Annotated in this window: 19 protein-coding genes and 1 pseudogene; 13 read left to right on the forward strand and 7 right to left on the reverse strand. The window is 66.8% G+C overall.

All coding sequences use genetic code 11. The features are described from left to right. The first annotated feature begins 40 nt into the window (after positions 1-40). Entirely contained in the window at positions 41-790 is a 750-nt protein-coding gene (locus ACVT6V_RS12040) for an SDR family oxidoreductase (RefSeq protein WP_489899978.1), read from the forward strand. A gap of 189 nt (positions 791-979) precedes the next feature. Here the strand turns inward: ACVT6V_RS12040 and ACVT6V_RS12045 are convergent, their stop codons facing one another. Then, positions 980-1,651, reverse strand: coding sequence for a hypothetical protein (locus ACVT6V_RS12045; RefSeq protein WP_489899979.1), 672 nt, complete (start codon positions 1,649-1,651; stop codon positions 980-982). 22 nt (positions 1,652-1,673) lie between these two features. Between ACVT6V_RS12045 and ACVT6V_RS12050 the strand changes: the two genes are divergently transcribed. Together ACVT6V_RS12050 and ACVT6V_RS12055 are read left to right on the forward strand one after the other, a co-directional pair. Continuing rightward, a complete protein-coding gene (locus ACVT6V_RS12050) occupies positions 1,674-2,204 on the forward strand; it encodes a hypothetical protein (protein ID WP_489899981.1) in 531 nt (176 codons plus the stop codon). A 150-nt stretch (positions 2,205-2,354) separates the two neighbouring features. Then, positions 2,355-3,224 (forward strand): IS5 family transposase, encoded by an 870-nt coding sequence (locus tag ACVT6V_RS12055; protein ID WP_489896485.1) that lies wholly within the window; start codon positions 2,355-2,357, stop codon positions 3,222-3,224. A 254-nt stretch (positions 3,225-3,478) separates the two neighbouring features. Here the strand turns inward: ACVT6V_RS12055 and pgi are convergent, their stop codons facing one another. Together pgi and ACVT6V_RS12065 are read right to left on the reverse strand one after the other, a co-directional pair. Further along, positions 3,479-5,170: a glucose-6-phosphate isomerase gene (pgi, locus tag ACVT6V_RS12060; RefSeq protein ID WP_489899982.1), complete on the reverse strand. Its 1,692-nt coding sequence runs from the start codon at positions 5,168-5,170 to the stop codon at positions 3,479-3,481. A gap of 74 nt (positions 5,171-5,244) precedes the next feature. Then, on the reverse strand, positions 5,245-5,538 hold the full coding sequence (locus ACVT6V_RS12065) for a chorismate mutase (protein WP_489900785.1): 294 nt from the start codon (positions 5,536-5,538) through the stop codon (positions 5,245-5,247). Positions 5,539-5,626: 88 nt separating this feature from the next. Here ACVT6V_RS12065 and ACVT6V_RS12070 point away from each other — a divergent pair, with 88 nt between their 5' ends. Continuing rightward, the gene (locus ACVT6V_RS12070; RefSeq protein ID WP_489899984.1) at positions 5,627-7,555 is read left to right on the forward strand and encodes a hypothetical protein; all 1,929 of its coding nucleotides are present in this window, start codon (positions 5,627-5,629) and stop codon (positions 7,553-7,555) included. Positions 7,556-7,573: 18 nt separating this feature from the next. On the opposite strand, the gene ACVT6V_RS12075 is transcribed toward ACVT6V_RS12070, so the two are convergent. After that, positions 7,574-9,175 (reverse strand): hypothetical protein, encoded by a 1,602-nt coding sequence (locus ACVT6V_RS12075; protein WP_489899986.1) that lies wholly within the window; start codon positions 9,173-9,175, stop codon positions 7,574-7,576. A gap of 188 nt (positions 9,176-9,363) precedes the next feature. On the opposite strand from ACVT6V_RS12075, the gene ACVT6V_RS12080 reads away from it, so the two are divergent. Next, a complete protein-coding gene (locus tag ACVT6V_RS12080) occupies positions 9,364-11,892 on the forward strand; it encodes a UvrD-helicase domain-containing protein (protein WP_489899988.1) in 2,529 nt (842 codons plus the stop codon). A gap of 266 nt (positions 11,893-12,158) precedes the next feature. Here ACVT6V_RS12080 and ACVT6V_RS12085 read toward each other — a convergent pair whose 3' ends face one another. Further along, positions 12,159-13,274 carry a M23 family metallopeptidase gene (locus tag ACVT6V_RS12085; RefSeq protein ID WP_489899990.1) on the reverse strand — a complete coding sequence of 372 codons (1,116 nt, stop codon included), beginning with the start codon at positions 13,272-13,274 and terminating at the stop codon, positions 12,159-12,161. A 425-nt stretch (positions 13,275-13,699) separates the two neighbouring features. Here ACVT6V_RS12085 and sucC point away from each other — a divergent pair, with 425 nt between their 5' ends. The 4 genes from sucC (at position 13,700) to ACVT6V_RS12105 (ending at position 17,076) form a co-directional block, all read left to right on the forward strand. After that, positions 13,700-14,863: an ADP-forming succinate--CoA ligase subunit beta gene (gene sucC / locus ACVT6V_RS12090; RefSeq protein ID WP_489899992.1), complete on the forward strand. Its 1,164-nt coding sequence runs from the start codon at positions 13,700-13,702 to the stop codon at positions 14,861-14,863. A 13-nt stretch (positions 14,864-14,876) separates the two neighbouring features. Beyond that, positions 14,877-15,767 (forward strand): succinate--CoA ligase subunit alpha, encoded by an 891-nt coding sequence (gene sucD, locus ACVT6V_RS12095; RefSeq protein WP_489899993.1) that lies wholly within the window; start codon positions 14,877-14,879, stop codon positions 15,765-15,767. A 114-nt stretch (positions 15,768-15,881) separates the two neighbouring features. Further along, positions 15,882-16,592, forward strand: a complete 711-nt coding sequence (locus ACVT6V_RS12100) for a hypothetical protein (protein ID WP_489899995.1) — start codon at positions 15,882-15,884, stop codon at positions 16,590-16,592. Continuing rightward, positions 16,585-17,076, forward strand: coding sequence for an RDD family protein (locus ACVT6V_RS12105; RefSeq protein WP_489899996.1), 492 nt, complete (start codon positions 16,585-16,587; stop codon positions 17,074-17,076). The genes ACVT6V_RS12100 and ACVT6V_RS12105 overlap by 8 nt, the downstream gene beginning before the upstream one ends. 27 nt (positions 17,077-17,103) lie before the next feature. Here the strand turns inward: ACVT6V_RS12105 and ACVT6V_RS12110 are convergent, their stop codons facing one another. Continuing rightward, positions 17,104-17,562: an SRPBCC family protein gene (locus ACVT6V_RS12110; RefSeq protein ID WP_489900786.1), complete on the reverse strand. Its 459-nt coding sequence runs from the start codon at positions 17,560-17,562 to the stop codon at positions 17,104-17,106. A gap of 77 nt (positions 17,563-17,639) precedes the next feature. Here ACVT6V_RS12110 and ACVT6V_RS12115 point away from each other — a divergent pair, with 77 nt between their 5' ends. The 4 genes and pseudogenes from ACVT6V_RS12115 (at position 17,640) to ACVT6V_RS12130 (ending at position 20,849) form a co-directional block, all read left to right on the forward strand. Beyond that, positions 17,640-19,070 (forward strand): carboxyl transferase domain-containing protein, encoded by a 1,431-nt coding sequence (locus ACVT6V_RS12115; protein ID WP_489899998.1) that lies wholly within the window; start codon positions 17,640-17,642, stop codon positions 19,068-19,070. A 59-nt stretch (positions 19,071-19,129) separates the two neighbouring features. After that, a pseudogene (locus ACVT6V_RS12120) lies at positions 19,130-19,363 on the forward strand (NUDIX domain-containing protein); the annotation flags it as partial. Between the two features lie 192 nt (positions 19,364-19,555). After that, on the forward strand, positions 19,556-20,176 hold the full coding sequence (locus ACVT6V_RS12125; RefSeq protein ID WP_489900787.1) for a nitroreductase family protein: 621 nt from the start codon (positions 19,556-19,558) through the stop codon (positions 20,174-20,176). A 46-nt stretch (positions 20,177-20,222) separates the two neighbouring features. Next, on the forward strand, positions 20,223-20,849 hold the full coding sequence (locus tag ACVT6V_RS12130) for a TetR/AcrR family transcriptional regulator (RefSeq protein ID WP_489900788.1): 627 nt from the start codon (positions 20,223-20,225) through the stop codon (positions 20,847-20,849). A gap of 129 nt (positions 20,850-20,978) precedes the next feature. On the opposite strand, the gene ACVT6V_RS12135 is transcribed toward ACVT6V_RS12130, so the two are convergent. Beyond that, complete coding sequence (locus ACVT6V_RS12135) at positions 20,979-24,542, reverse strand: indolepyruvate ferredoxin oxidoreductase family protein (RefSeq protein ID WP_489900000.1); 3,564 nt, start codon at positions 24,540-24,542, stop codon at positions 20,979-20,981. Positions 24,543-24,728 lie beyond the last annotated feature (186 nt).

The following is a 24,728-nucleotide window of genomic DNA, read 5'->3' on the forward strand; positions in this document are numbered from 1 at the left end:
TCGACCTGCGAGCCCTCCGTTGCGGGTAGGTTGGGGTGCCGTGACCGCAACGACACGGCAGAAGATCCTGATCACCGGCGCCAGCTCCGGGCTCGGTGAAGGAATGGCACGCATGTTCGCCGCCCGGGGTCGGGCGCTGGCCCTGTGTGCCCGACGTCTCGATCGGCTCGATGAGCTCGCACTCGAATTGCGGCCGGCCGCCGCGCAGGTGGCCACCGCGCGGCTCGACGTCACCGACACCGACTCGGTCCCCGGGGTTTTCACCGCACTGGCCGACGAACTCGGTGGTCTCGACCGGGTGATCGTCAACGCCGGCCTGGGGAAAGGGGCGCCGTTGGGAACCGGCAACGCCGCTGCGAACATCGAAACGATCCAGACGAACCTCGTCGGGGCACTGGCCCAGGCCGAGGCGGCCCTGGAGATCTTCCGCGCCCAGGGGCACGGACATCTGGTGTTGGTCAGTTCGATGAGCGCGATCCGCGGCCTGCCCAAGGCCCAGGCCGCGTACTCGGCGTCGAAAGCCGGACTCTCGGCACTCGGCCAGGGGCTGCAGGCCGAGTTCGCCGGATCGCCGATCACGGTGTCGGTCCTTCTGCCCGGGTACATCGAGACCGACATCAACCGAGGTGTGCAGACGGCGATGATGACCGGCACCGACAAGGGGGTCGCGGCGATGGTGGCCGCCATCGAGAAGGAGTCCGCCTGGGCGCCCGTCCCGACCTGGCCCTGGCTGCCGATCGCGGCTGCCCTGCGCTATCTACCGTCGGCGATCACCCGTCGGATGGTGTGACGCGGTTCGGTGCGCCCCTGCATTGACATGCTTCGCTGAGAAGCGCCCCTGAGAAGCGCCCCCACAGGAGGCGGCCGCCGACATTATTTCGCCGGCCTCGTTCCACAGGGCGCATGTCGAGGGCGCTTTTCATGGTGCTGTCGGAGGTAGATCCCGGGCCGTTGGTCCGGTTCGCACCGCGATGGGGTGTCAGCCCGCGGCCGGGCCCGCGCTCGGAGAGGCGGATGCGGGCAATCCGGCCGGTGACCACACGACGGGCGCGCTCTTGTAGTCGAGCGCTTCCTGGCCGGCGGTGTCGGCCCAGTAGATCACCCGTTGGAGGCGTTGCCCCCGATCCGCCACGGACACCAGGCAGGTGGAGTACGACTCGCCCCGTCGCATCTGTTCGGGCGGCGTCGAAGCAGGACAGTCGGGCAGCCCGGGTGTAGGGGAGAACGTCAAGGCCGGGGTCTTTCCGTCGGCGCTGGCGCTCAACCCGAAAACGTCGGGTGCGGACGCCGGACGCGTCGACAACGAGGTCACCGTGACGTAGAAGAAGTAGGCGGTGCCGCCGTTGGTGGCGTCGTCGGGAACACCCTCGGCGGGGGTGATCCCGGTGACGGTGAACATCGCGTGCGGGCCGGTGGCCGCGAAGGTGTGGGCGGGCAGGACGGCGGATTCGCCGAAGGTGAGTGGGGTCCCGGTGGCGGAGAGATCGGTCTGGCCGCGCGGCGCCGCGACGGCAGCACTGGTCGGAACCGAGGTGGGCGTCACCTCGTCAGAGGTGGATGACGATGTGCACCCGGCAGTGACGACCGCGATCGCGGCGCACGCGAGCAGACTCACACGCCGTGCCACCTGCGTCGCGGTCTGTGATCCCATCACCCTGCGTAAGGTAGCCGATGTGTCGGCAAAGCAGGGGCAGGTTGTGGCCCATGGCGCGTTTCAATTGTTCGGTGAGCGGCGCTGTGACGAGGTCAGCGAACTGCTGATCGACGTCTTCGGGCGCGATGACGTGGCGGCGCTCGGCGCCGATTGGCGGGGGATCGTGTACTTCACCCTCGCCGACGATCCCGATATCGGCGGCGACACCGTGGTCGGTTTCGATCCGTCGAGCGGCAGCAGCGGGCCGTTGGCGTCGGTGGGTGAGGTGCTCGCCGCGGTGCGCAACGGCGACATCGCCGAAGCCGTGGATGCCGCGAGCTTCGACGCGTGGCGCACGGCGACTGGTCTGCGAGCGATCGACATGGGGGACTGTGTGCCGCCGGCCGTGCACGAGTTCATGGGCGGCGATCCCGCCGAACGCTCCACGGAACCACAGGATCTGATCACTTTCATCGCGGTGGCCGCAGCGTTGATGGGCCGTCTCGAGGCGCTCGGTGTGCAACCGGGCGACGAGATCCCCGACGAGGTCTTCGACGAATCACGCTGGTAGCCGGGCCCTTCGTGACGCTTCGCTCGTTCCTCGCGAGGCTCCTCAGAGCGTGTTTGAAAACTCGGATGTGCGGCGTGTGACGGATGGGATTTGAGTGAACTCCTGGTAGGTCAGTGAGTGCTAACAACACGTACTCACCAGGAGTTCACCATGCCATCATCACCCATCGGTGCGTGCCCGTCCTGCCCGACCCCCACCCACGGGTCTGGTCATCGGTGCGAGGTCTATCCGTCCTCCAGTGTCACCGATGCCCAGTGGGCGGTCCTCGAACCGCTCCTGCCACCGGCCGGGAACACCGCAGGACGCGGTGGCCGACCCGAGAAGTGGTGTCGCCGAACCGTTCTCGACGCCGTTTTCTATGTTGTCCGCGGCGGTATCGCCTGGCGACAACTCCCCTCGGAGTTCCCACCCGCGATGACCGTCTACGCGATCTTCCACCGCTGGGTCACCAGTGGAGCGTGGCGCCGCATCCACAACTGCCTCCGCGACATGCTGCGCGTGGCCGACGGCCGCAACCCGCTGCCGACCGCGGCAATCATCGACGCTCAATCGATCCCCGGCGCCGATACCGTGCCCGGTGCCAGTCGCAGCTACGACGCCGGCAAGAAGGTCAACGGACGCAAACGCCACATCGCCGTCGACACCACCGGTCTGCTGCTGGCGATCGTGGTCCACGTCGCCAACATCCAGGACGCCGACGGTGGTGCCCGAGTGTTGGCCGCGCTGCGCGCCCAGTTCTCCACCATCACTATGGTCTGGGCTGACGGCGGCTACCGCGGCAGACTGCTTATCTGGGCGAAAAACGTTCTGGCACTAACCGTTACGATCGTCAAACGCACCGACGACATGACTGGATTCCACGTCCTACCGCGCAGGTGGGTCGTCGAACGCACCTTCGGTTGGATCGTCAAACACCGCCGCTGCGTCCGCGACTACGAAACCCGACCCGACCACCACGAAAACATGGTGTACATCGCCCTCATCGCTACCATGTCACGACGACTGGCCAAACTTGCCTGAGTTTTCAAACACGCTCTCAGGGATCGGGGTGAAGTTCGCGAGCGCGCTCGCTCCACAGGGAGGCCCTTCGTGACGCTTCGCTCGTTCCTCGCGAGGCTCCTCAGGGATCGGGGTGAAGTTCGCGAGCGCGCTCGCTCCACAGGGAGGCCCTTCGTGACGCTTCGCTCGTTCCTCGCGAGGCTCCTCAGGGATCGGTGGGTGACGCCTGCTCGCTGCTCAGGGATCGGCGGGTGACGCTTGCGAGCGGCGCAGCGTCAGGCCTTGCGGCCGCGGTGTTGGCGGTACCAGCGGACCAGCGCGTCGGTCGATGAATCATCTTGGGGCGCTGGGGAAGTGTCGTCGACGAGGACTCCCAGCAGTTCCTTGGCCTGGGTCTTGCCCAATTCCACACCCCATTGGTCGAAGGGGTTGATGCCCCAGATCATGCCCTCGACGAACACCTGGTGCTCGTAGAGGGCGATAAGCTGCCCGATGACCGAGGGGGTCAGCTCCGGCGCGAGGATCGACGTCGACGGTCGGTTGCCGGGCATCACCTTGTGCGCCACGACGTTTGGAGCGACTCCCTCGGCGGCGATCTCGTCGGCGGTCTTGCCGAACGCCAAGACCTTGGTCTGGGCGAAGTAGTTGCTCATCAGCAGATCGTGCATCGAGCCCGAGCCGTCCGCAGTCGGCAGATCGTCGGTGGGCTGAGCGAAGCCGATGAAGTCCGCCGGGATCATCCGCGTGCCTTGATGCAGCAACTGGTAGAACGCGTGCTGACCATTTGTGCCGGGCTCACCCCAGAACATCTCTCCGGTATCCGTCGTGACGTGATGTCCGTGAGCGGTCACCGATTTGCCGTTCGACTCCATCGTCAACTGCTGCAGATACGCCGCGAACCGTGCCATGTCGTCGGAATAGGGCAGCACCACGCGTGATTGGGCATCCCAGAAGTTGTTGTACCAGAGGCCGATCAGACCCAGGATCACCGGCGCGTTCTGCTCGAGCGGTGCAGTGCGGAAGTGTTCGTCGACGACGTGGAACCCGGCCAGGAAGTCGGCGAACCGCTCCTTGCCGATCGCCGCCATGACCGAGAGGCCGATGGCCGAGTCCACCGAGTAGCGCCCGCCCACCCAGTCCCAGAACCCGAACATGTTGACGGTGTCGATGCCGAACTTCGCGACCTCGTCGGCATTGGTGCTGACGGCGACGAAGTGCTTGGCAACCGCGTCATCCCCGGCACCGAGCTTCTCCAACAGCCAACTCCGTGCCGCCGCGGCGTTGGTCAGCGTCTCCAATGTGGTGAATGTCTTGGAGGCGATGATGAAGAGTGTGGTCTCCGCGTCCAGATCGGCGAGGGTGCCGACCATGTCGGCGGGGTCGACGTTGGACACGAAGTGGCAGCGGATGTTCGAGTCGACGTAATGGCGCAGCGACCGGTACACCATCACCGGTCCGAGGTCGGAGCCGCCGATCCCGATGTTGACGACGTCGGTGATGGCTTTTCCGGTGTGTCCCTTCCATTCCCCGCTGCGCAGCTTGTCGGTGAACGCGCCCATCGCGGTCAGGACCTCGTGCACGTCGGCGACGACGTCCTGCCCGTCGACGGTCAGGGAGGCGTCGGCCGGAAGACGTAACGCGGTGTGCAGGACCGCGCGGTCCTCAGAGGTGTTGATGTGCTCGCCGGCGAACATGTCGTCGCGCCGGTCCTCCAGCCCGACCTCGCGGGCCAGACTGGTGAGCAGTTCCAGCGTCTCCCGCAGCACGCGATGCTTGGAATAGTCGATGTGCAGGTCGCCGACGTCGATGGTCAGTTCCCGGCCACGCTCCGGGTCCACGGCGAAGACCTCACGCAGATGCATCGCGTAGACGTGCGGCTGATGCGCGGCGAGGGCCTGCCAGGACTGGGTGGCGGTGATGTCGTCGTGGTCACTGATGTCGAAGTCGCTGCCGGAGACGTCACTCATGGCCTTCACCCTATGCTGTCGCCGGTGGACCCGCGACGTCATGCGCGGACCGTGACCGGGTCGGAGTCACCCCGCTAACGGCCGAGCGGACCGCGGCCCAGTCGCAGCAGGAGCATGGCCAGCGTGTGGCCTTCCTGACCGAGTTCGGCGAACCGATCGAGCACCTTGACCTCACGGCTGTGCACCAGGCGCGGACCGCCCGACGCCATGCGCATGGCACCGATCTTCTTCGAGACCGCCGAGCGTCGCTTGACCGACGCGAGAATCATCGCGTCGAGCCTGTCGATCTCCAGACGGAGGACGTCGATGTCGTCGGCCAAGCCCGAGACGTCGTCAGACAGGTCGTAGTCATCCGCGTCGAACGGCATCGCGGCACCGGCCGTCTCGTCAGGTGTGTTGGCGTGAGTCACCAGACCGATTTTGCCACGGGCGGTTCACGCCGTGAGACTGGACCGCATGCTGAGCAGCCGGACGGTCTCGTGGGTGGCCATCGCTCTGATAGTGGCACAACTCGTGATCCGTGGCTGGCTTGCCCTGTCGAGCAACTTTTACTGGGATGACCTGGTCCTCATCGGACGTGCATCGTCGAACCCGATCCTCAGCTGGGACTACCTCGGGCACAGCCACGACGGTCACTTCATGCCGGCGGCGTTCCTCGTGGCCGGGGTGTCGACGCTGATCGCACCGGTCAACTGGATCGTCCCCGCGATCACTCTGATCGTGCTGCAGGTACTCGCGTCGCTGGCGGTCTGGCGGATGATCCGGGTTCTCGCCGGTCCCGCCGCGGGACTCGGTGCGCTGCTCGCGCTGGCGTTCTACCTCTTCACGCCGATGACGGTGCCGGCCTTCGCCTGGTGGGCGGCGGCACTCAACTCACTGCCGATGCAGGCCGCGATGGCCTGGATTGTTGCCGATGCGGTGCTGTTGGCGCGGTCGACCGGTCGACGCCCGGACGCCCGATCGATCCTGATCCGATCGACGGTGATCTTCGTGGTGGCCTTGGCGTTCTTCGAGAAGTCGTTGTTCATCCTGCCCGTGGCGTTCGCGGCGGCGGTGCTGGCCGTGCGGTTCTCCGGCAGCATGGACGCCCCGCGTGTACCCGGTGCCTCCGGCGGTGCCGTCACGACTCGCGTCGCCGACGATCCCGACTCGGCCGCAGCCACCGCCTACCCGGAGTCCGCACTCGTCCGAGCGTTCACCCGTGGGCGCGCCCTCTGGGCATCGATGGGCGGGATCTTCGTGGTGTGGACACTGATCTTCTTCTCGGTGTCCGACGCCACGGCCGGTGAGCATTCCGTGGCGCAGACGGCGCGATTGGTGTGGCGGACGATCAACGATGCGGTTGTCCCTTCGTTGGTGGGCGGACCCTGGGAGTGGGAGCGCTGGGTCCCGAGTCCGCCGATGGGCTTCCCTCCCGTCTGGATGATCATTCTCGGGTGGCTGGTCGTGGCGGCGCTGGTGGGGTGGGCGGTGGCGCGGCGGCGCGGTGCGCTCGCCGTCGTCCTGTGTGCCGCCGGGTACATGATTGCCGCACAGATCCCGGTGATGTGGAATCGCTCGAGTGCCAACACGGCACTCGAACTGGCGCAGACCATGCGCTATCTGCCCGATACCGCACTGGTCTTCACCATCGCGATCGCGCTCATCGTCGGGTCGCCGGCCGTGGCGTCGCGCACGGAGGGCGCGCGTGCGGCGGCGTCGGGTCGGCACGCCGGCCAGCGAGCGGAGCGCGGTCAACTCGTCGGCGTGGGTGTGGCGATCGCGGCCGGCCTGGCGATCGCATCGGCGATGATCTCGCTGGCATCGTTCGCGACCTCGTGGCGTGACGACCCGACCGGCGACTACCTCGCGAACGCGAAGCGTTCACTCGCTGCCAATCAGGACCACACGATGTTCGACCAGTCCCTGCCGCTCGAGGTACTGCTGCCCGTCGCCTACCCGAACAACCAGATCAGCCACACCTTCGGGCGGCTGCGTGACCGACCCGAGTTCGGCGTGACGACCGACCGGCTGAACGTCCTCGACAGCAGCGGCACCATGGTGCCGGGGGCGGTGACCCCGGCACGCACGATCAGGCCCGGTCGGGGCGCATGCGATCGACCGGAGATAACCGGTCCCGCGCGGCTGACCCTCGACGGCCCACTTCTGCAGTGGCGATGGACCATCGCCGTGAGCTACTGCGCCAACACCGCCGGTCAGATCGACCTGTCACTCGACCACGGCACCCCCGTACGGGTGGCTGTCGAGCCGGGTCTGCACGTCGCCTACGTGCAGTTGGAGGGTCGCGGCCGCAGCATCTCGGTGCGTCCTGTCACCGATGGGCTGGCGCTGCACACCGGTGAGGGCCGGGTGGGGGAAGTCGCCGAGGCGCGGCTGGTCGGCTGATCGCCGAGTCCGCTCGACCTAGGACGTCTCGACCGGTGCGGAGAACACTGTCACCTTGTCCAGACCGATCCCTTCGAGGAGCGCGAGCCGGCGCAGCGCGGTTGCCAGTTCCTCTTCGGCGGTCACGTAGGTGATCGGGCGGTCGCCGGCGGCGGTCACCTGCGCCCGGAGTTGGTCGGTGAGCAGCGCGGTTCCGGACCAACTCGGGTCGAGGCGGCCGGCGATGACGTGCGTGGCCGCGTAGCCCGGTGCGAAGGCGACGAACAGATTGCCCTCGGGACCGACCCCGTCGAAGGTGTAGTTGCCCGCCTTCACCCCGTAACTGCTCGGGAAGCCCGCCTCCTGGTCGTTGTAGCGAGCCGCTTCGGGCTTCTTCGATCCCGTGCGCACCATGGTGATCGGCAGGGTGCTCGACTTCTCCTGACTGACGATGTAGTCGTCGAGATCCGATGCGGCGAGGTCGATGAACGGCAGGTATTGGATCGTCGTGTCGGTCCGGACGTTGCGGGAGCCGGGCGGGAGGTCGGTGGCCGAGCACTTCGTCTGGGCTTGCCCGCCGAACGGTGTCGTCAGCACTCGCGTGCAGGTCCCGCCGCGTTCGCCGGGCCGGAAGTTGTCGACGGCGAACCTGACGGTCAGTCCGAAATTGACGTGGCCGTTCACCCCGCGCATGTCGGCGGCCACGTCCGCTGCGACGGTGCCGTTCGCGGTGAGTGCGAATTCGCATGCGGCAGTCGTACATGAGCCCGTGCCCCGTGCGACGACCGCGTTGTCGGCAAGGGGAACCGCGGGTGCCGGAACGCTGACGAGGTCGTCGACGAGCTCATGCTCGTCGGCGAACAGCGTGGTGAGATCTTCCGGCTGCAACGGCGTCACCGCGGTGTCGATGGACACCCGATAGCCCCCGCGGACGAACTCTCCCTTGATGTGGGTGACCTTCTTCGAGGTCGGGTCGAACGTGGTCTCCATCGATCCGACCCGGACCTTGTCATCGCCGACCGCGGTGATCACCGGGTCACTGGTCGGCCAGTAGCGGGCGTCGGGCAGGCCCGCGTTGGGCGCGGGCAGTTGCAGGCCCAGTTCGGGCGCCTCGACCCGCTCGGTGTTGCCGATCCGGCCGGCGAGCAGAGCCGGGGACAGCAGATAACCCAGGTCGGGAAGCCCGGAGTAGCGCAGGTCGGTCCACTTGTTCTCGGTCGGGCCGAGATCGACCCGGCCGGCACCTGCGGAGCCACCGAACAGGTCGGTCCACAACTGCGACGGGGCGTTGACATACCGGTAGTTGCCGATCTGGCGATACTGGGCGGCGGTCGAGCGGTAGGTGATCTCACCGTCGGCATTCTTTGTGGATGCGACCGTCAGATCGTCGAATTCCACCGACTTCGGTGTCGCGCCCGGTTCCTCGCCGGTCGTTGTCAGCGTGCCCGTGTACCGCGCCCCCGGGCTGCTGCCGAGCGCGAAGGCGACCTCGTCGAGTTCCTTCTGGGCGGTGAACGCCGACGTCGGTGCCGACGACCCGTCGGTGGGGAACGGTACGAAGGTCACCACCAGCGCCGCGATCAGCGCGAGTGCGCCCAGACCGAACATCAGAGCGGGGACGGTGTTGGACCGACCGTTCATCACCCAGACCCTCCGAAACCGAGACGATCTCCACGATCGTCGATGTAAACAGCAGATCATGCCGTACCCGGTCGGCGACATGGGCCGGATGAATGACCCGACCCCACCCCCGATTCGGGCACATCGTAACGCCTGGGCAACGGCGCGGCGCGGGAGTTGTCCGCCGTCGGGGGTAGCCTTGTCTCCTGATGACAAGCTCCACCCGAGAGACGGCGCAACGCTCCCACGGAGCCGGCGTCGCCACGTCCGATGACCCCACGGCCCGTTTGCTCGACGGTCTCAACCCGCAGCAACGCGCGGCGGTTCTGCATGCCGGTTCGCCCCTGCTGATCGTCGCCGGTGCGGGGTCGGGGAAGACGGCTGTGCTGACGCGCCGGATCGCCTACCTGCTCGCCGAGCGTGACACATCGCCCGGGCAGATCCTCGCGATCACCTTCACGAACAAGGCCGCCGCCGAGATGCGTGAGCGGGTGATCGATCTGGTGGGCCCGCGTGCTGCGTACATGTGGGTGTCGACGTTCCACTCCACCTGCGTACGCATTCTGCGCGCCCAATCGGCGCTGTTGGGGGCGCGCAATTCGAACTTCTCCATCTATGACTCCGACGACTCGAAGCGGCTGCTGGGCATGATCATCCGCGATCTGGAGCTCGATCCGAAGAAGTTCAGCCCGCGGGGTGTCGCGGTGAGCATCTCGAACCTCAAGAACGAGCTGATCGACCCCGACGAGGCGCTTGCGAAGGCAGGCGACGGGGAACCGTCGGTGGTGGTCGTCGCGCAGATCTATGCTGAGTATCAGCGGCGCCTGCAAGCGGCCAACGCCTTCGATTTCGACGATCTGATCGGTGAGACGGTCTCGTTGCTGCAGCGTCACCCGGAGGTCGCCGAGTACTACCGTCGCCGGTTCCGCCACGTGATGGTCGACGAGTACCAGGACACCAACCACGCCCAGTACGTCTTCGTCCGCGAACTCGTCGGAGACGAGCAGACGGATTCGCCGGTGGGGCCGTCGGAACTCTGCGTGGTTGGGGACGCGGACCAGTCCATCTACGCGTTCCGTGGCGCGACGATCCGCAACATCGAGGAGTTCGAACGGGATTATCCGAACGCCGAGACGATCCTGCTCGAGCAGAACTATCGGTCCACCCAGACCATCCTGTCGGCCGCCAATGCGGTGATCTCTCGCAACGAGAACCGGCGGGAGAAGCGGCTGTGGACCGATTCCGGGGACGGTGAGCTGATCGTCGGCTATGTCGCCGACTCGGACCGCGACGAATCGTTGTTCATCGCAAAGGAGATCGAGGATCTCACCGATTACTCGATCGGTGGGTTGTCCCGGGCGCCGGGAGCGGAGCGAGCGGGCCCTCTGTCGCCGTATTCCTACTCGGACATCGCGGTTTTCTACCGCACCAACACCGGCTCGCGGCCCCTCGAAGAGGTCTTCGTGCGGCACGGCATCCCGTACAAGGTGGTCGGCGGGACGAAGTTCTATGAACGCAAAGAGGTTCGCGACGTCGTCGCCTATCTGCGGGTGGTGGCGAACCCGGACGACGCGGTCAGTTTGCGACGCATCCTCAACACGCCGCGACGCGGCATCGGCGACCGCGCCGAGGCCTGTGTCGCCGTACATTCGGAGAATCGAGGCATCAGCTTCTACGAGGCGTTGCTGGAGGGTGCCGAAGGCAAGGTCGGATTGCTGAACACCCGTGCGGTCAAGCAGATCGGTGGCTTCGTCGATCTGATCGAAGGGCTCCGCAACGACTTCCTCGCGACCTTCGGCGCGGCGGGCGAGGCGAGTGAGGACGTCGCCGTCGTGGACGCCACCGAGGAGGGTGCCGACATCGGCGAACTGGTCGACGCCATCGTCGAACGCACCGGCTACCGTGCCGAACTCGAGGCGTCGCGCGATCCGCAGGACGGTGCCCGACTCGACAACATCAACGAGTTGGTCGCGGTGGCAAGGGAATTCAGCGCCGACGCGGCCGGACTCGCGAGCCCGGCCGACGAAGTCGACGAACTCGACGAGGATGTTCCCGTCAACGACGGCGAACCCGAGCCGGGCTCGCTGGCCGCGTTCCTGGAGAAGGTCTCGCTCGTCGCCGACGCCGATCAGGTTCCCGACGAGGGCGACGGTGTGGTCACCCTCATGACGCTGCACACCGCGAAGGGCTTGGAGTTCCCCGTCGTGTTCGTGACCGGTTGGGAGGACGGACATTTCCCGCACATGCGGGCGCTGGGGGATCCCGCCGAGCTCAGCGAGGAGCGTCGCCTGGCCTACGTCGGCATCACACGTGCCAAGGAGCGTCTCTACGTGACCCGGTCGATGACCCGGGCCTCTTGGGGGCAGCCGGTCTCGAATCCGGAATCCCGCTTCCTACAAGAGATTCCGCAGCATCTGGTGGACTGGCGCCGCACCGAACCGCGCCGGTCCGCGAGCCGACACCTCGGATCGTCGGGCGGGGTCTTCGGCCGTGGCGACTCCGGGTTCGGGGGCAGTGGCCTCGGGCGTTCGTCGTATTCGACCGATCCGACCCGCGGCCGGAACAAACAGGTGAACTACGAGGTGGGCGACCGCATCAATCACCCCAAGTACGGACTCGGCAAGGCCGTGGCGAAGGAGGGCAGCGGGGCGACCGAACGCATCACGTTCGACTTCGGCGGAAACGTCGGGCGGGTCACTCTCCTGACCGCCGGCGGCCTGCCAGGCGACAAGATCTAGCCCCCGCAGCGCGGCCGCACCGCCACCAGCGCAGCCGCACCATCCCTCTCACGCCACCAGCATGGAGGCCGAGAGAACCCAAAATTTCGCCGAGAGAACCCGCCGCGCTGATCATCCGCGCGAAATCGCGAACTGCGGGTTCTCTCGGCGAAATTTTGGGTTCTCTCGGCAGTCGCCTGAGGAGGTGGCGCGGCAGTCGCCTGAGGAGGTGGCGCGGCAGTCGCCTGAGGAGGTGGAACGGCAGTCGCCTGAGGTGCCGCCGAGCCCTATCCGCCGGTGTAGGCCGCCAGCTTGACGCCGTGCTCTGCGAGCCACGGGGCCGGATCGATCTTCATGGTCCCGTTCTTCCAGACCTCGAAGTGGCAGTGCGGTCCGGTGGAGAAGCCTTCGCTGCCGACGAGGGCGATGACGTCGCCGGCGGTGACGCGCTGGCCCTTCTGCACCAGGACGCCGGAGGACGCCATGTGCCCGTACATCGTGACCGTGCCGTCGGCGGCGCGGATCTGGACCCAGTTGCCGTAGCCGGACGCGGGGCCGGCCTCGATCACGACACCGTCGGTCGCGGCGTGGATCGGGGTACCGAGCGGCGCGGCCAGGTCGATGCCGCCGTGGAAGCTGCCCCAGCGCATCGCGAACGTCGATGTGAAGTCGTACTTGCCGAGCGGGATGGGCGACTCGAACATCGGGCGGCGGGCCAGCGCTTCGCGTTGTGCCTCCGCGTCCGCCATCTGCTTGCCGACGGCGAGTTGGTCGGTGAAGGTGCCCAGGTCCTTCGTCGGGGCGGTGGCGGCGAGTCCGGGACCCAGGTCGGTGGCCTCGCCGGTGGTGCCGACGTTGGCGGCGTTGGTGGGGGTGGCTGTCGTGGTGTCGGTCGAACCGACCTGCGCGACGGCGGCCACGGCAGCGCCGGCAGCCATCGCGATGAGTGCGGCCCGGCCACCCTTGAGGGCCGTGGGCGGCGCACTGAGGCGGTGCTTGCCCCGTTGGCGTGTGGCGCCGGAGGCGGGCTTGGTCCGAAACGGCTTTTCGCCGTCGATCCGCAGCGGGAGCTCGCCGCTCTCGGTGCTGCTCAGGGAGAAGGTGTCGGGGCGGGCGCCGTCGACGTCGAACGGCTCGTCGTGCTCGTAGGCGTCGAACTCGCTCTCGGGGATCAGGATGTCCTGGGTGATCTCCGAGCGGGTGGGCCGGTAGTAGCGTTCCCACGACCCTGCATCCCACGCCTCGTCGGTGGAGTCCCAGGTGGTCGACTCGTCAGCGAACTCGTCGATCGGGATGATCGTGGTGACTTCCGACGCAGACTCGTCGTCGACGAGGCGCGCGGCGGATTGCCCGGCGGTCGTGACCGGTCGGCCCGGATAACCACGTCCCGTCAAATCGTCCACCCCATCTCTTCACCAACGAGGATTACCCGTTGTTGCCCGTAATCCTTTTGTGACCAACTGCCAGCCGACGGTAACGAAATGATTGCGGCAAGTCCAACGCTACGGGGGTAAAACCCGTGCGTATGTGAGATGCATCACAAGATGGCCACAGTGGAGATGACTTGAGCGAACGGTGGATTCGCTTTGCCAAACCCTCTCGGATCGTTCCGACCAGCGACAGTACATGAACGCTCGAGCCGCCCCGGCGGTCGGGTCCGGATGTGGCTGCCGATGTATACAGAGCCGACCGAGCGAGTGATCTGTCGCACAAGCGGCGGGTGCGGCGGCAAAGCCCATACGCGGCAGGTTTAGAGTCCGATATGGCCCGCAATACACCCCGCGGTGTTACATCCTTCTGCGGACGAACCTACGAGATGGTGAGCTGAATGGATCTCTTCGAATACCAGGCGAAGGAACTTTTCGCCAAGCATGAGGTGCCCACCTCGGCCGGCCGTGTTACCGACACGGTTGCCGGGGCACGTGAGATTGCCGAGGAAATCGGCAAACCCGTCATGGTCAAAGCACAGGTCAAGGTCGGCGGCCGCGGCAAGGCCGGCGGCGTCAAGTACTCCAAGGACGTCGACGAGGCGGTCGCGAACGCCGAGGCGATCCTCGGCCTCGACATCAAGGGCCACGTCGTCAAGAAGCTGCTGGTCGCAGAGGCGAGTGACATCGCCGAGGAGTACTACATCTCCTTCCTGCTCGACCGCACCAACCGCACCTACCTGGCCATGTGCTCGGTCGAGGGTGGCGTCGAGATCGAGGTCACCGCCGAGGAGAACCCCGACGCGCTGGCCAAGATCCCCGTCGATGCCGTCAAGGGCGTCGACCTCGCCTTCGCTCGCAGCATCGCCGAGGCCGGCAAGCTGCCCGCCGAGGTGCTCGACGCCGCGGCCGTGACCATCCAGAAGCTGTGGGAGGTCTTCATCAACGAAGACGCCCTGCTGGTGGAGGTCAACCCGCTGGTTCGCACCCCCGACGATCAGATCCTGGCGCTGGACGGCAAGGTCACCCTCGACGCCAACGCCGACTTCCGTCAGCCCGGACACGAGGCCTTCGAGGACCGCGACGCCACCGATCCCCTCGAGCTCAAGGCCAAGGAGAACGACCTCAACTACGTCAAGCTCGACGGTCAGGTCGGCATCATCGGCAACGGCGCAGGCCTGGTCATGTCCACCCTCGACGTCGTCGCGTACGCCGGTGAGGCGCACGACGGCGTCAAGCCCGCAAACTTCCTCGACATCGGTGGCGGCGCCTCCGCCGAGGTGATGGCCGCCGGTCTCGACGTCATCCTGAACGACGAGCAGGTCAAGAGTGTGTTCGTCAACGTGTTCGGCGGCATCACCGCGTGCGATGCGGTCGCCAACGGCATCGTCGGCGCCCTGGACAAGCTGGGTGACGAGGCCAACAAGCCGCTGGTTGTCCGTCTCGACGGCAACAAGGTCGAAGAAGGCCGCAAGATCTTGGCCGATGCGAATCACCCGCTGGTGACGCTCGCCGAAACCATGGACTCCGGCGCCGACAAGGCCGCCGAACTGGCGAGCAAGTAAGGGAACCAGAGCAATGTCGATTTTTCTGAACAAAGACAACAAGGTCATCGTCCAGGGCATCACCGGCGGCGAGGGCACCAAGCACACCGCACTCATGCTCAAGGCCGGCACCAACATCGTCGGCGGCGTGAACGCCCGTAAGGCCGGAACCACGGTGAGCCACGAGGGCGGCGTCGAGCTGCCGGTGTTCGGCTCCGTGGAGGAGGCGATCAAGGAGACCGGCGCCGACGTCTCGATCGCGTTCGTGCCGCCGAAGTTCGCCAAGGATGCGATCATCGAGGCCATCGACGCCGAGATCCCGCTCCTGGTGGTCATCACCGAGGGAATCCCGGTGCAGGACAGTGCTTATGCGTGGGCGTACAACGTGTCCAAGGGCAACAAGACCCGCATCATCGGCCCGAACTGCCCCGGCATCATCACCCCCGGTGAGTCGCTGGTCGGCATCACCCCGGCCAACATCGCCGGCACCGGCCCGATCGGCCTGGTGTCCAAGTCGGGCACCCTGACTTACCAGATGATGTACGAGCTGCGTGACATCGGCTTCTCGACCGCCATCGGCATCGGCGGCGACCCGGTCATCGGCACCACTCACATCGATGCGATCGAGGCCTTCGAGAAGGACCCCGACACCAAGGTCATCGTGATGATCGGTGAGATCGGTGGCGATGCCGAGGAGCGTGCAGCCGACTACATCAAGGCCAACGTGTCCAAGCCGGTCGTCGGCTACGTCGCGGGATTCACTGCGCCGGAAGGTAAGACGATGGGTCACGCGGGCGCCATCGTGTCCGGGAGCTCGGGTACCGCGCAGGCCAAGAAGGAGGCCCTCGAGGCCGCCGGTGTGAAGGTCGGCAAGACCCCGAGCGAGACCGCCAACCTGGCGCGCGAGCTGTACCAGGCTCTGTAGCCGCACCGCTCGCCGAGATCCGTAGCCGTTGTCCCCGTCACGCGGGGACAACGGCTACATCTTTCTTCGATGCCAACGCCGTTGTTCGGCTTCACCTGTGACTACGATTCATGCGTGGGTCGAGACAACGAGGTGCCGCGAGAGATCGTCGTGGCCGTCGGTGCGGTCGCGGTCGGTACGCGCGCAGCGATCGCGTCGGCACGGCTCGCGGCGGCGGGAGCCCGATTCGTGCTGCGACTTCCCGTGGTGGGCCCGGCCGGGCGACGCGGGGTGGCCCGACTGGCGGTCGAGGGGGAGCGGGTGCTCGAGACCGCGCCGGTCGTGGTCGAGCGCGTGCAGGCGATTGTCGTGGCGATCATCTCGGCCATCATCGCCGAGATGGACCTGACCACCCTGGTGCGCGAGAACGTCGATCTGAACGCGGTGGCGGCCGGCCTCGACATCGAGGCGATCCTGGACCGCGTCGATCTCGACGCCGTCATCCGCGACCGGGTCGACCTGAACGCTGCAGTCGCCCACGTCGACCTCGACGCGATTGCCGGCACCCTCGACATCGACGCGATCGCCGCCCGCATCGACGTCGAGGCGATCCTCGATCGGGTCGACCTGATCGGCCTCGCCAACGACATCATCGAAGGCGTTGACCTCACCGACATCATCCGGGAGGCGAGTACCTCGGTCACGGCCGACGTGATGACCGACGTGCGCAGCAGCGGCGAGCGCGCCGACGATGCGGTCGCCAACATCGTCGGACGCGTCTTGCGTCGGCGCGTCAATGGTGTGGCGGATGAGCCGCCGCAGGTCGGTGGAAGCGCGGATGACTGACGCGAAGGACGCCGGGACCAATCGGGTTCCCGGGTCGGGTGAGCATTCGCACCATGAACTGCACGACACCGACAAGACGGCGGGCATCGTCAGCCGCGGTATCGCCGCCTTCATCGATCTGGCCACCGTCTGGGCGCTTCTCGGCAGCGCCTATGTCGGTTTCGCGATCGCCATGCTGATCGTCAACGCCTCGACCTTCAGCTTCCCCAACCCGGGGCCGTTGTTCACCGCGACGGGCCTGATCGGCGGATCGATCGCTTACAACACGCTGTGCTGGGCGATCTCCGGTCGTACGCTCGGCTGCGTCGTGATGGGACTGCGGGTGCGTGGCCGCAAGCGAGATGTGATGCGCCCCAGCGTTGCTCTTCTGCGCGCGGTGTTCTACACATTCTTTCCGGTCGGCCTCGTCTGGGTCGCCGTCGATCTGCGGCGTCGGTCCATCCAAGATGTCGTGCTGGGGACCCGGGTCGTGTACTCGCGCTGAGACCGTGACCCGGCCACCCGGCCGCGATCAGACCTCCGCCACGGACTTCAATGTCGCCAAGCCCTTTTCGAAGTCCTTGCCGAGCATCTTGTCGAACAGGCCCAATGGTGCCGCAACGCGGGAGAACAGGGAGTGCGGTCCGGTCATGGTCCAGGTCACCTCGGTCTGCGCTCCGCGGGGAGCCAGCGTGAAAACGCTTGTGCTGGTCGACTTCATCGGCTTCTCGAAAGCGACCTGTACGGCAACCCTGGTCGGCTCGGTGACGTCGGTGATCTCCATGGTGCCTTTGCCCGCCTTACGATTTCCCGACCACGCATACTTCGCGCCGATGCCCTTCTCGGCGCCGGAGTATTCCCGGCTCAGATCGGGATCGATGTCCTCCCAGGGTGACCATCGACGCCACTCGTGGAGATCGACGATGAGTGGATGGATCTTCTCCGGCAGCGCAGCGATGGTCTCGGTCCGGGTCACGGTGTAGTCGCCCATGTGGATCTCCTGTCGTGGATGGTTTCGTGCAGTATGACCGAGGACGATCGCCGAGTTCATCGGTCTAGGGTGAAAACGTGACCAACCCACAACGCGTCGACGCTCGCACAGTGGTCGACCTCATCGTCGACGAGCACAGCTGGGAGTCGTGGGACCGGGCGGTCGACTGGGAGCCGGACAGTCTGGAGTACAGATCAGCTCTGGAACGTGCACGTGAACGAACGGCCATCGACGAGTCGATCGTGACGGGCAGCGGACGCATCCACGACATCCGGGTCGCGATGGTGATCAGTGAGTTCGGTTTCCTCGGTGGTTCGATCGGACGCAGTGCCGGGCAACGTGTGGTCGCCGCCGTGGAACGGGCGACGGCCGAGCAGCTCCCGCTGCTCGCGCTACCCGCATCGGGAGGCACGCGGATGCAAGAAGGCACCGCCGCCTTCTTGCAGATGGTCGCGATCACGGGGGCGGTCAACGCGCACAAGGCAGCCGGGCTGCCGTATCTGGTGTACCTGCGCCATCCGACGACCGGTGGGGTGTTCGCGTCGTGGGGGTCGCTCGGCCACATCACCTGGGCACAGCCCTCGGCGCTGGTCGGCTTCCTCGGGCCCAGGGTGTACGCGGGTCTGTACGGCGAGCCGTTCCCCGACGGCGTCCAGACCGCGGACAACCTTCACGCCCACGGCGTCGTCGATGCGCTGGTCCCGCTACCCCGACTCGGTGCCGAGCTGGGCCGCGTTCTCCGACTGCTCCGGTCCGCCGGAGACCAGACGGCATCGACGGCGCACACCGACCATCGGGTCCCGGGGACCTGGGCCGCCGTGGTCGCGACCCGTGCGGCAGGGCGCTCCGGTCTCACCGAGGTCCTCGACCCGGACCACTCGGTCGTGCTGCGCGGCGACGCCCCGATCTGGTTGGCGCTGAGCCGATTCGGTGGCACAACCGCGGTGGTCATCGGCCAGGACCGCGACCGGCAGGCCGCTGGTGAGCTGATCAGGCCCGTCGACCTCCGGATGGCCCGTCAGGGGATGGCAATGGCCGCCGACCTACGGCTGCCCGTGGTGACGGTCATCGACACACCCGGCGCGGAGCTGTCGGTGGCCGCCGAGGAAGGTGGACTCGCCGGCGAGATAGCGCGCTGCATGGCGGAATTGGTGCAGCTGACGGTGCCGACCGTGTCGGTGTTGCTCGGGCAGGGTGCCGGCGGGGCCGCGCTGGCCTTGTTCCCGGCCGACGTGCGGGTGGCCGCGGTGGACGCATGGCTGTCGCCGCTGCCGCCCGAAGGTGCGAGCATCATCGTGCACCGCGACACCGAGCACGCCGCGCAACTGGCCGACGAGCAGGGCATTGCGGCGGCGGCCCTGCACGCGAACGGAACGCTCGACCACCTCGTCGACATCACCGCCCCAGACGGCTTCGTCGCACTGCGCACGGTGATCGGCGAGGAACTCGGCCGGCGCAAACGGCCGTCGATGCGACGGCGCACCCGGACTCCGGGCGGTGAGCGGTGACCCGTCGGATCGTCGGCGTCGGCGCCATCGTGTGGGACGCCGACGACCGGCTGCTGCTCGTGCAGCGGCGGCATCCGCCGCAGGCCGGTCGATGGACTGTGCCCGGCGGCAAGGTCGAGCCGGGCGAGAGCCTGCTGGGGGCGGTGGAGCGGGAGGTCGTGGAGGAGACCGGACTGCACGTCGACGTCGGGGACAAAGCCTGGGTGGTGGACATTCCCGGCGACGACGGCGTGGTCTTCGAGGTGCACGATTTCGTCGCCGAGGTGCGGTCGGGGACATTGCAGGCCGGCGACGATGCGGCCGATGCACGCTGGGTGTCGGTTCCCGAGCTCGCCGAACTGCCGTTGACGGCGGGACTGATCGAACATCTCGATCGCCACGGTCTGATGCGTTCGACTGCGACGGCGACGTCGACAGAGCCGGACGGCGTGGCGCAAGCTGGGCAGGTGACCGACGTTGTCGGCCACTGTGACGGAAAGGACGACATGACCGAACTGCTGCCTCTGGATCCCGATGAGTTGCTGACCACCACCCGATCGGTGCGTAAACGTCTCGACCTGGAACGACCGGTTCCGTTGGAGGTCGTGAAAGAGGCACTCGAGGTGGCGTTGCAGGCGCCGAGCGGCAGCAACAGCCAGACCTGGCACTGGATCGTGCTGACCGATCCAGAACTCAAGCAGAAGGTCGCCGACCTGTATGCGAAGTCGTTCGCCACGTATTCGGCCAACCAGCCGAGGCGAGACGACACCGCCCGTCGCGTCGCGTCCAGTGCCCAGTATCTCGCCGACACGATGGCGCAGGTTCCGGTGCTGGTGATCGGCGCCATCTACAGCGGCGGTGAGCTGCCGGAGGGCAATCAGGCCGGTCTGTGGGGATCGCTGCTGCCCGGTGCATGGAGTCTGCAACTGGCACTGCGGGCACGCGGGCTGGGGTCGGCGTGGACCACCTTGCACCTGGTGTACGAGAAGGAGGTCGCCGAGATCCTGGGCATCCCGCCCACCGTGCACCAGGGGGTGCTGCTTCCGGTGGCCTACTACACGGGTACCGATTTCAAGCCGGCCGGACGCAAACCGCTCGACGACATCCTGCACGTCAACGGTTGGTGAGACGTCGCCGGGGCGAGCGGCGGTGGCGGTAGAGTTCGAGTTCACCATGACCACCTCGCCGTCGCCGTCCCCCGAGCCGCCCGCTCGCACACGTCGTGGTCAGGCCAAGGCGGCGAGGCGGGCCGAACTGCTCGAGGCCGCCGCCCGACTCATGGCCGAACGTGGCTTCTCGGGTGTGACACTGGAGGACATCGGCCGGGCGGTCGGGGTGAGTGGGCCGGCGATGTACCGGCACTTCTCGTCGAAGACCGATCTGCTCGACCAGATGCTCGTCGACATCAGTCAGCGCCTGCACGAGGGCGGGGCCGAGGTGGTCGCCCGCGGCGCCGGCCCCGAGCAGACACTGAGTGACCTGATCCGGTTTCACATCGATGTGCTCGTCACCAAACCGGATCTGATCTCGGTCCAGGACCGCGATCTCTCGTCGATGACGGCGGAGGCCAACCATCGGGTGCGGTCGTTGCAGCGACGCTACGTCGAGCAGTGGGTGGACGTGCTGCTCGACGTCGTCGCCGATTCCGACCGGGTGCTGACCCGGGAAGAGGCGCGGGTCCGGGTCCATGCGACCTTCGGGTTGTTGAACTCGTCGCCCCGACTTCCCCCGTTCGGCGGAAGCGACCTGCGGGCAGTGCTGAGCGCGATGGCGTGGTCGGCGTTGCTGGCTGCGCGATAGGCCACCTGCACGGTGCGGTGGTCTCGATACGCTCGCTCGTTCCTCGCGCGCTACTCGACCAGCAAACAGCTGGTCGAGTAGCGCAAACGCAGTGAGTGCGTATCGAGACCGCCCGAGTGTGACCCGAGGTCAAAGCCCCAGCGCAGCTCGCTGCTTCGTGACCTCCTCGCGGTAGCGCTCGACGTTGGCCATCTTGATGCTCTCGTAGCCGCGGACCATGTCCGGCAGATCGGCCAGCGTGACCATCGCGGAGAGCTGGTCGGTGCTCAACCGGCCGTCGTGCAGGGCCGAGAGCAGGGTTTCGATCAGCTCCCGGTACTCCACGATCAGCGCGCGTTCGGTGCGTCGGATCTCGTTGCGGCCGAACGGGTCCAGCTTGGTGCCGCGGAGCCGCTTCATCTTGGCGAGGCCGGCCAGAGGGCGGTCGGCCCATGCGCCCAGCGACATCTTCTCCTTCATCCCCATCTCGCGCAGCGTCGGCGGGTGCAGGCGAATGGCGACCTTGGCGTCGTCACCGAACTGCTCGGCGATGCGGGCCGCGAATGCCTCGTCCTGCGTGAGCCGGGCAACCTCGTACTCGTCCTTGTAGGCCATCAACTTGTACAGATTGCGGGCCACGGCGTCGGTCAGATCATCCGCCGGACTGGTGCGGTGCACCCGGTCCACCAGGTCGAGATACTCACGGGCGTACCGTTCATCGGCATAGGCGATCAGTTCGTCATAGCGGATGGCGATGGTGTGGGCCAGGTCCTCGGTGAGGTTCCCGAGCGTGCTCACCGCCGACGTGGCCCGAGAACTCGGGCCCACCTCCACCGTCGAGACACCGTGCAACGCCGACAACGCGCGCGTCACCGCGTCCGGGTCGTCGACAATCTGCCGACCGCGCCGGAACGCCTGGATGTTCGCATCCACCGCGACGCCGTTCAGTTCGATGGCGCGTTCGATGGATTCCGCCGAGATCGCCAGCGCCCCGGCCTGATACGCGGCACCGACCATCAGCATGTTGGCGTACTGCTCGTCGCCGAACAGATCCGTCGACAGCGTGCCCGGGTCGAGATACACCGCGCGCGAGACCTTCGCGTCGATCGCCGAGTGGACCGCGGCGTCGGCGGGGAATCCGACACTCGTGTCGATGACCATCGAGCCGGTGGGGATCTGGGTGGTCGACACGACGGCCACGGTCTTCTCCGGCGCCGCGACCTTGAGGTTGGCCGGGTCGGTGCCGACCAGCGAATCGCACACCAGATAGAGGTCGCAGTCGTCGGAGGCCACCTTGCCGGCCTGTTCGACGACGCTGCGCGTCACCTTCACATCGCTGACGACGGCACCGCCCTTCTGCGCGAGCCCCGTCATGTCGACGGTGCGCGCGGCGTGACCGTCGAGCACCGCCGCTGTCGCCACGACCTGCGAGACGGTCACCACTCCGGTTCCACCGATTCCGGTGACACGGATGGCGAACGACTCCCGGAGTGCGGGAAGTGCCGGTGCAGGCAGGATCGCAGCCGAGATGGCGTCGGCGCGGCGGCCGGCGCGTTTGGTCCCGGGCGTGACGGTCACGAACGACGGACAGTCACCCTTGAGGCAGGAGAAGTCGAGATTGCACGAACTCTGGTCGATCTGTGTCTTCCGGCCGAATTCGGTCTGCACCGGGTGCACCGACAGGCAGTTGGACTTCTCGCCGCAGTCGCCGCAGCCTTCGCAGATGCGCTCGTTGATCATCACCCGCTGGTTGGGCGTACTCATGGTGCCCCGCTTGCGCTTACGGCGCTTCTCGGCTGCGCAGTGCTGATCGTGGATGAGGACGGTGGTCCCGGGCACTGCTGCGAGCTCGGTCTGCACCTCGAGCATGTCGTCGCGCGAGCGCACCTCGACCTGCCCCGGGAGGCGCAGCGCCCGTGTCCGTTCCGGATCGTCGGAGGTGACCACGATCCGTTTCACCCCTTCATCGAGCAGCAGGGACGTCAGTCGCGGCAGGCTCATCGCGCCCACCGGGTCCTGTCCGCCGGTCATCGCGACGGTGCCGTTGTACAACAGCTTGTAGGTGATGTTCTCGCCCGATGCCACCGCGGCGCGCAGCGCCAGAGAACCGGAGTGCATGAATGTTCCGTCGCCGACGTTCTGGACGAAATGATCGGCGGTCACGAACGGCGCCATCCCGATCCATTGGGCTCCTTCCCCGCCCATCTGGGTGACGCCGGCGATGTCGCCGACCTGGCGCTCGTCCATCAGGAGCACCATCGCATGACATCCGATCCCGGCGCCGACCAGTGTCCCGTCGGAGACCTTGGTCGAGCTGTTGTGCGGGCACCCCGAGCAGAAATAGGGCGTGCGGACCGCGAGCGGCAGCTCGATCCGCCCACGCCGCTTCGACTTCCGGTCCAGCCAGTCCTGTGCGGCGTCCACGTGGTGGTGCTTGGCGAGCCGCTTGGCAAGTCCGCGGGCCACCGCGTCGGTGTCGAGTTCGCCGAAGCGGGAGAACAGCGTCGAGCCGTCCTCATTCGTCTTGCCGACGATCCGCGGTGCGCGTGGATGCCGGAACAGGATGTCGCGCATCATCGTCTCGATGAAGTCGCGCTTCTCCTCGACGACGATGACCTCGTCCAGGTCCCCGCCGGCCGTGTCGAACATGAAGCGGTTCAGGATGTCTCGTTCGATCGGGTAGACCATGCCCAGTTTCAGGATGCGGATTCCCAGGCGGTTCAGGTCAGAGTCGGTGATGCCGATGAGCCGCAACGCCTCACGCAGATCCAGGTAGGTCTTGCCCGCGGTCACGATGCCGATGCGGTCGTCGGGGCTGGAGACCACGATCTTGTTCAGGCCGTTGAGGCGGGCGTACTCCTGGGCTCGGGGAATGCGGGTCGTGAGCTGATTCTGTTCCAGCTCCATGAGACTCGCGCCCAACAGCCGCCCACTCGGCACGTGCGGGCTGCGTCCCAGGTCGCCATAGACCGGCATGATCCGGTTCGGGTCCACCTCGGCGGTCGACGAGCCGTCGGCGACGTGCGCGGAGATCTTCATCGACGTCCACAGCCCGCTGACCCGGCTCATCACCGCCGCATGCACGCCGAGGTCGACGATGTCCTGCGAATCGGCGGGATAGATGATCGGCATGTAGAGATCGGCCAGCGCCATCTCCGAGGCGCACGGGATGGTCGAGCTCTTGGCGCCCGGATCGTCGCCGACGATCGCGACGGCTCCGCCGCAGGGATGGGTGCCGATCATGTTCGCGTGCCGCAATGCGTCGGTGGCGCGATCGAGACCGGGTGCCTTGCCGTACCAATAGCCGACGACGCCGTCACGTGTGGTGCCTTCGGCGTCGGCGGCGAGTTCAGCCACCTGTCCGGCGACCTGTGACCCCATCACGGATGTCGCGGCGAGCTCCTCGTTGAGGCCGGGACGGTGGACGATGTCGAACGGCTCGAGGTATTCCCGGCGGCGGGCGATCTCGAGGTCGTAACCGGCGAGTGGTGAGCCCTCGTATCCGGAGATGAACGACGCGGTGTGCAGATTCTGTCGCCGGTCGATGTAGGCGCGGTCGCGGACCATCCGGACCAGGGCCTGAATGCCGGTGAGATAGATGGTCCCGGTCTCCCGGGTGTAGCGCTCGTCGAGTGAGAACGAGGCGCCGGTGAATCCGGCGGTGTCGTCGGAGCGGGCACCGAGTCGGTGCGCACGATCGTCTGCGAGGGTCATGGGGTTACCTGGCCTTCTGTCATATGTCGGTCCGCGACCACCGGGGGTGTGGCGGCGCGGGCGTCGGGTTGTGCGGGCCCGTGGGTGGTGGGCCTGCCTTCACACTACGCAATACACGTGAGCCACGTCACGTCGGCTGCGACAATGAGATGGCGGTCCACGTGAGGCGTGACAAGTCGCCGGACT

This window comes from Gordonia sp. LMA167 (genome assembly GCF_058130025.1).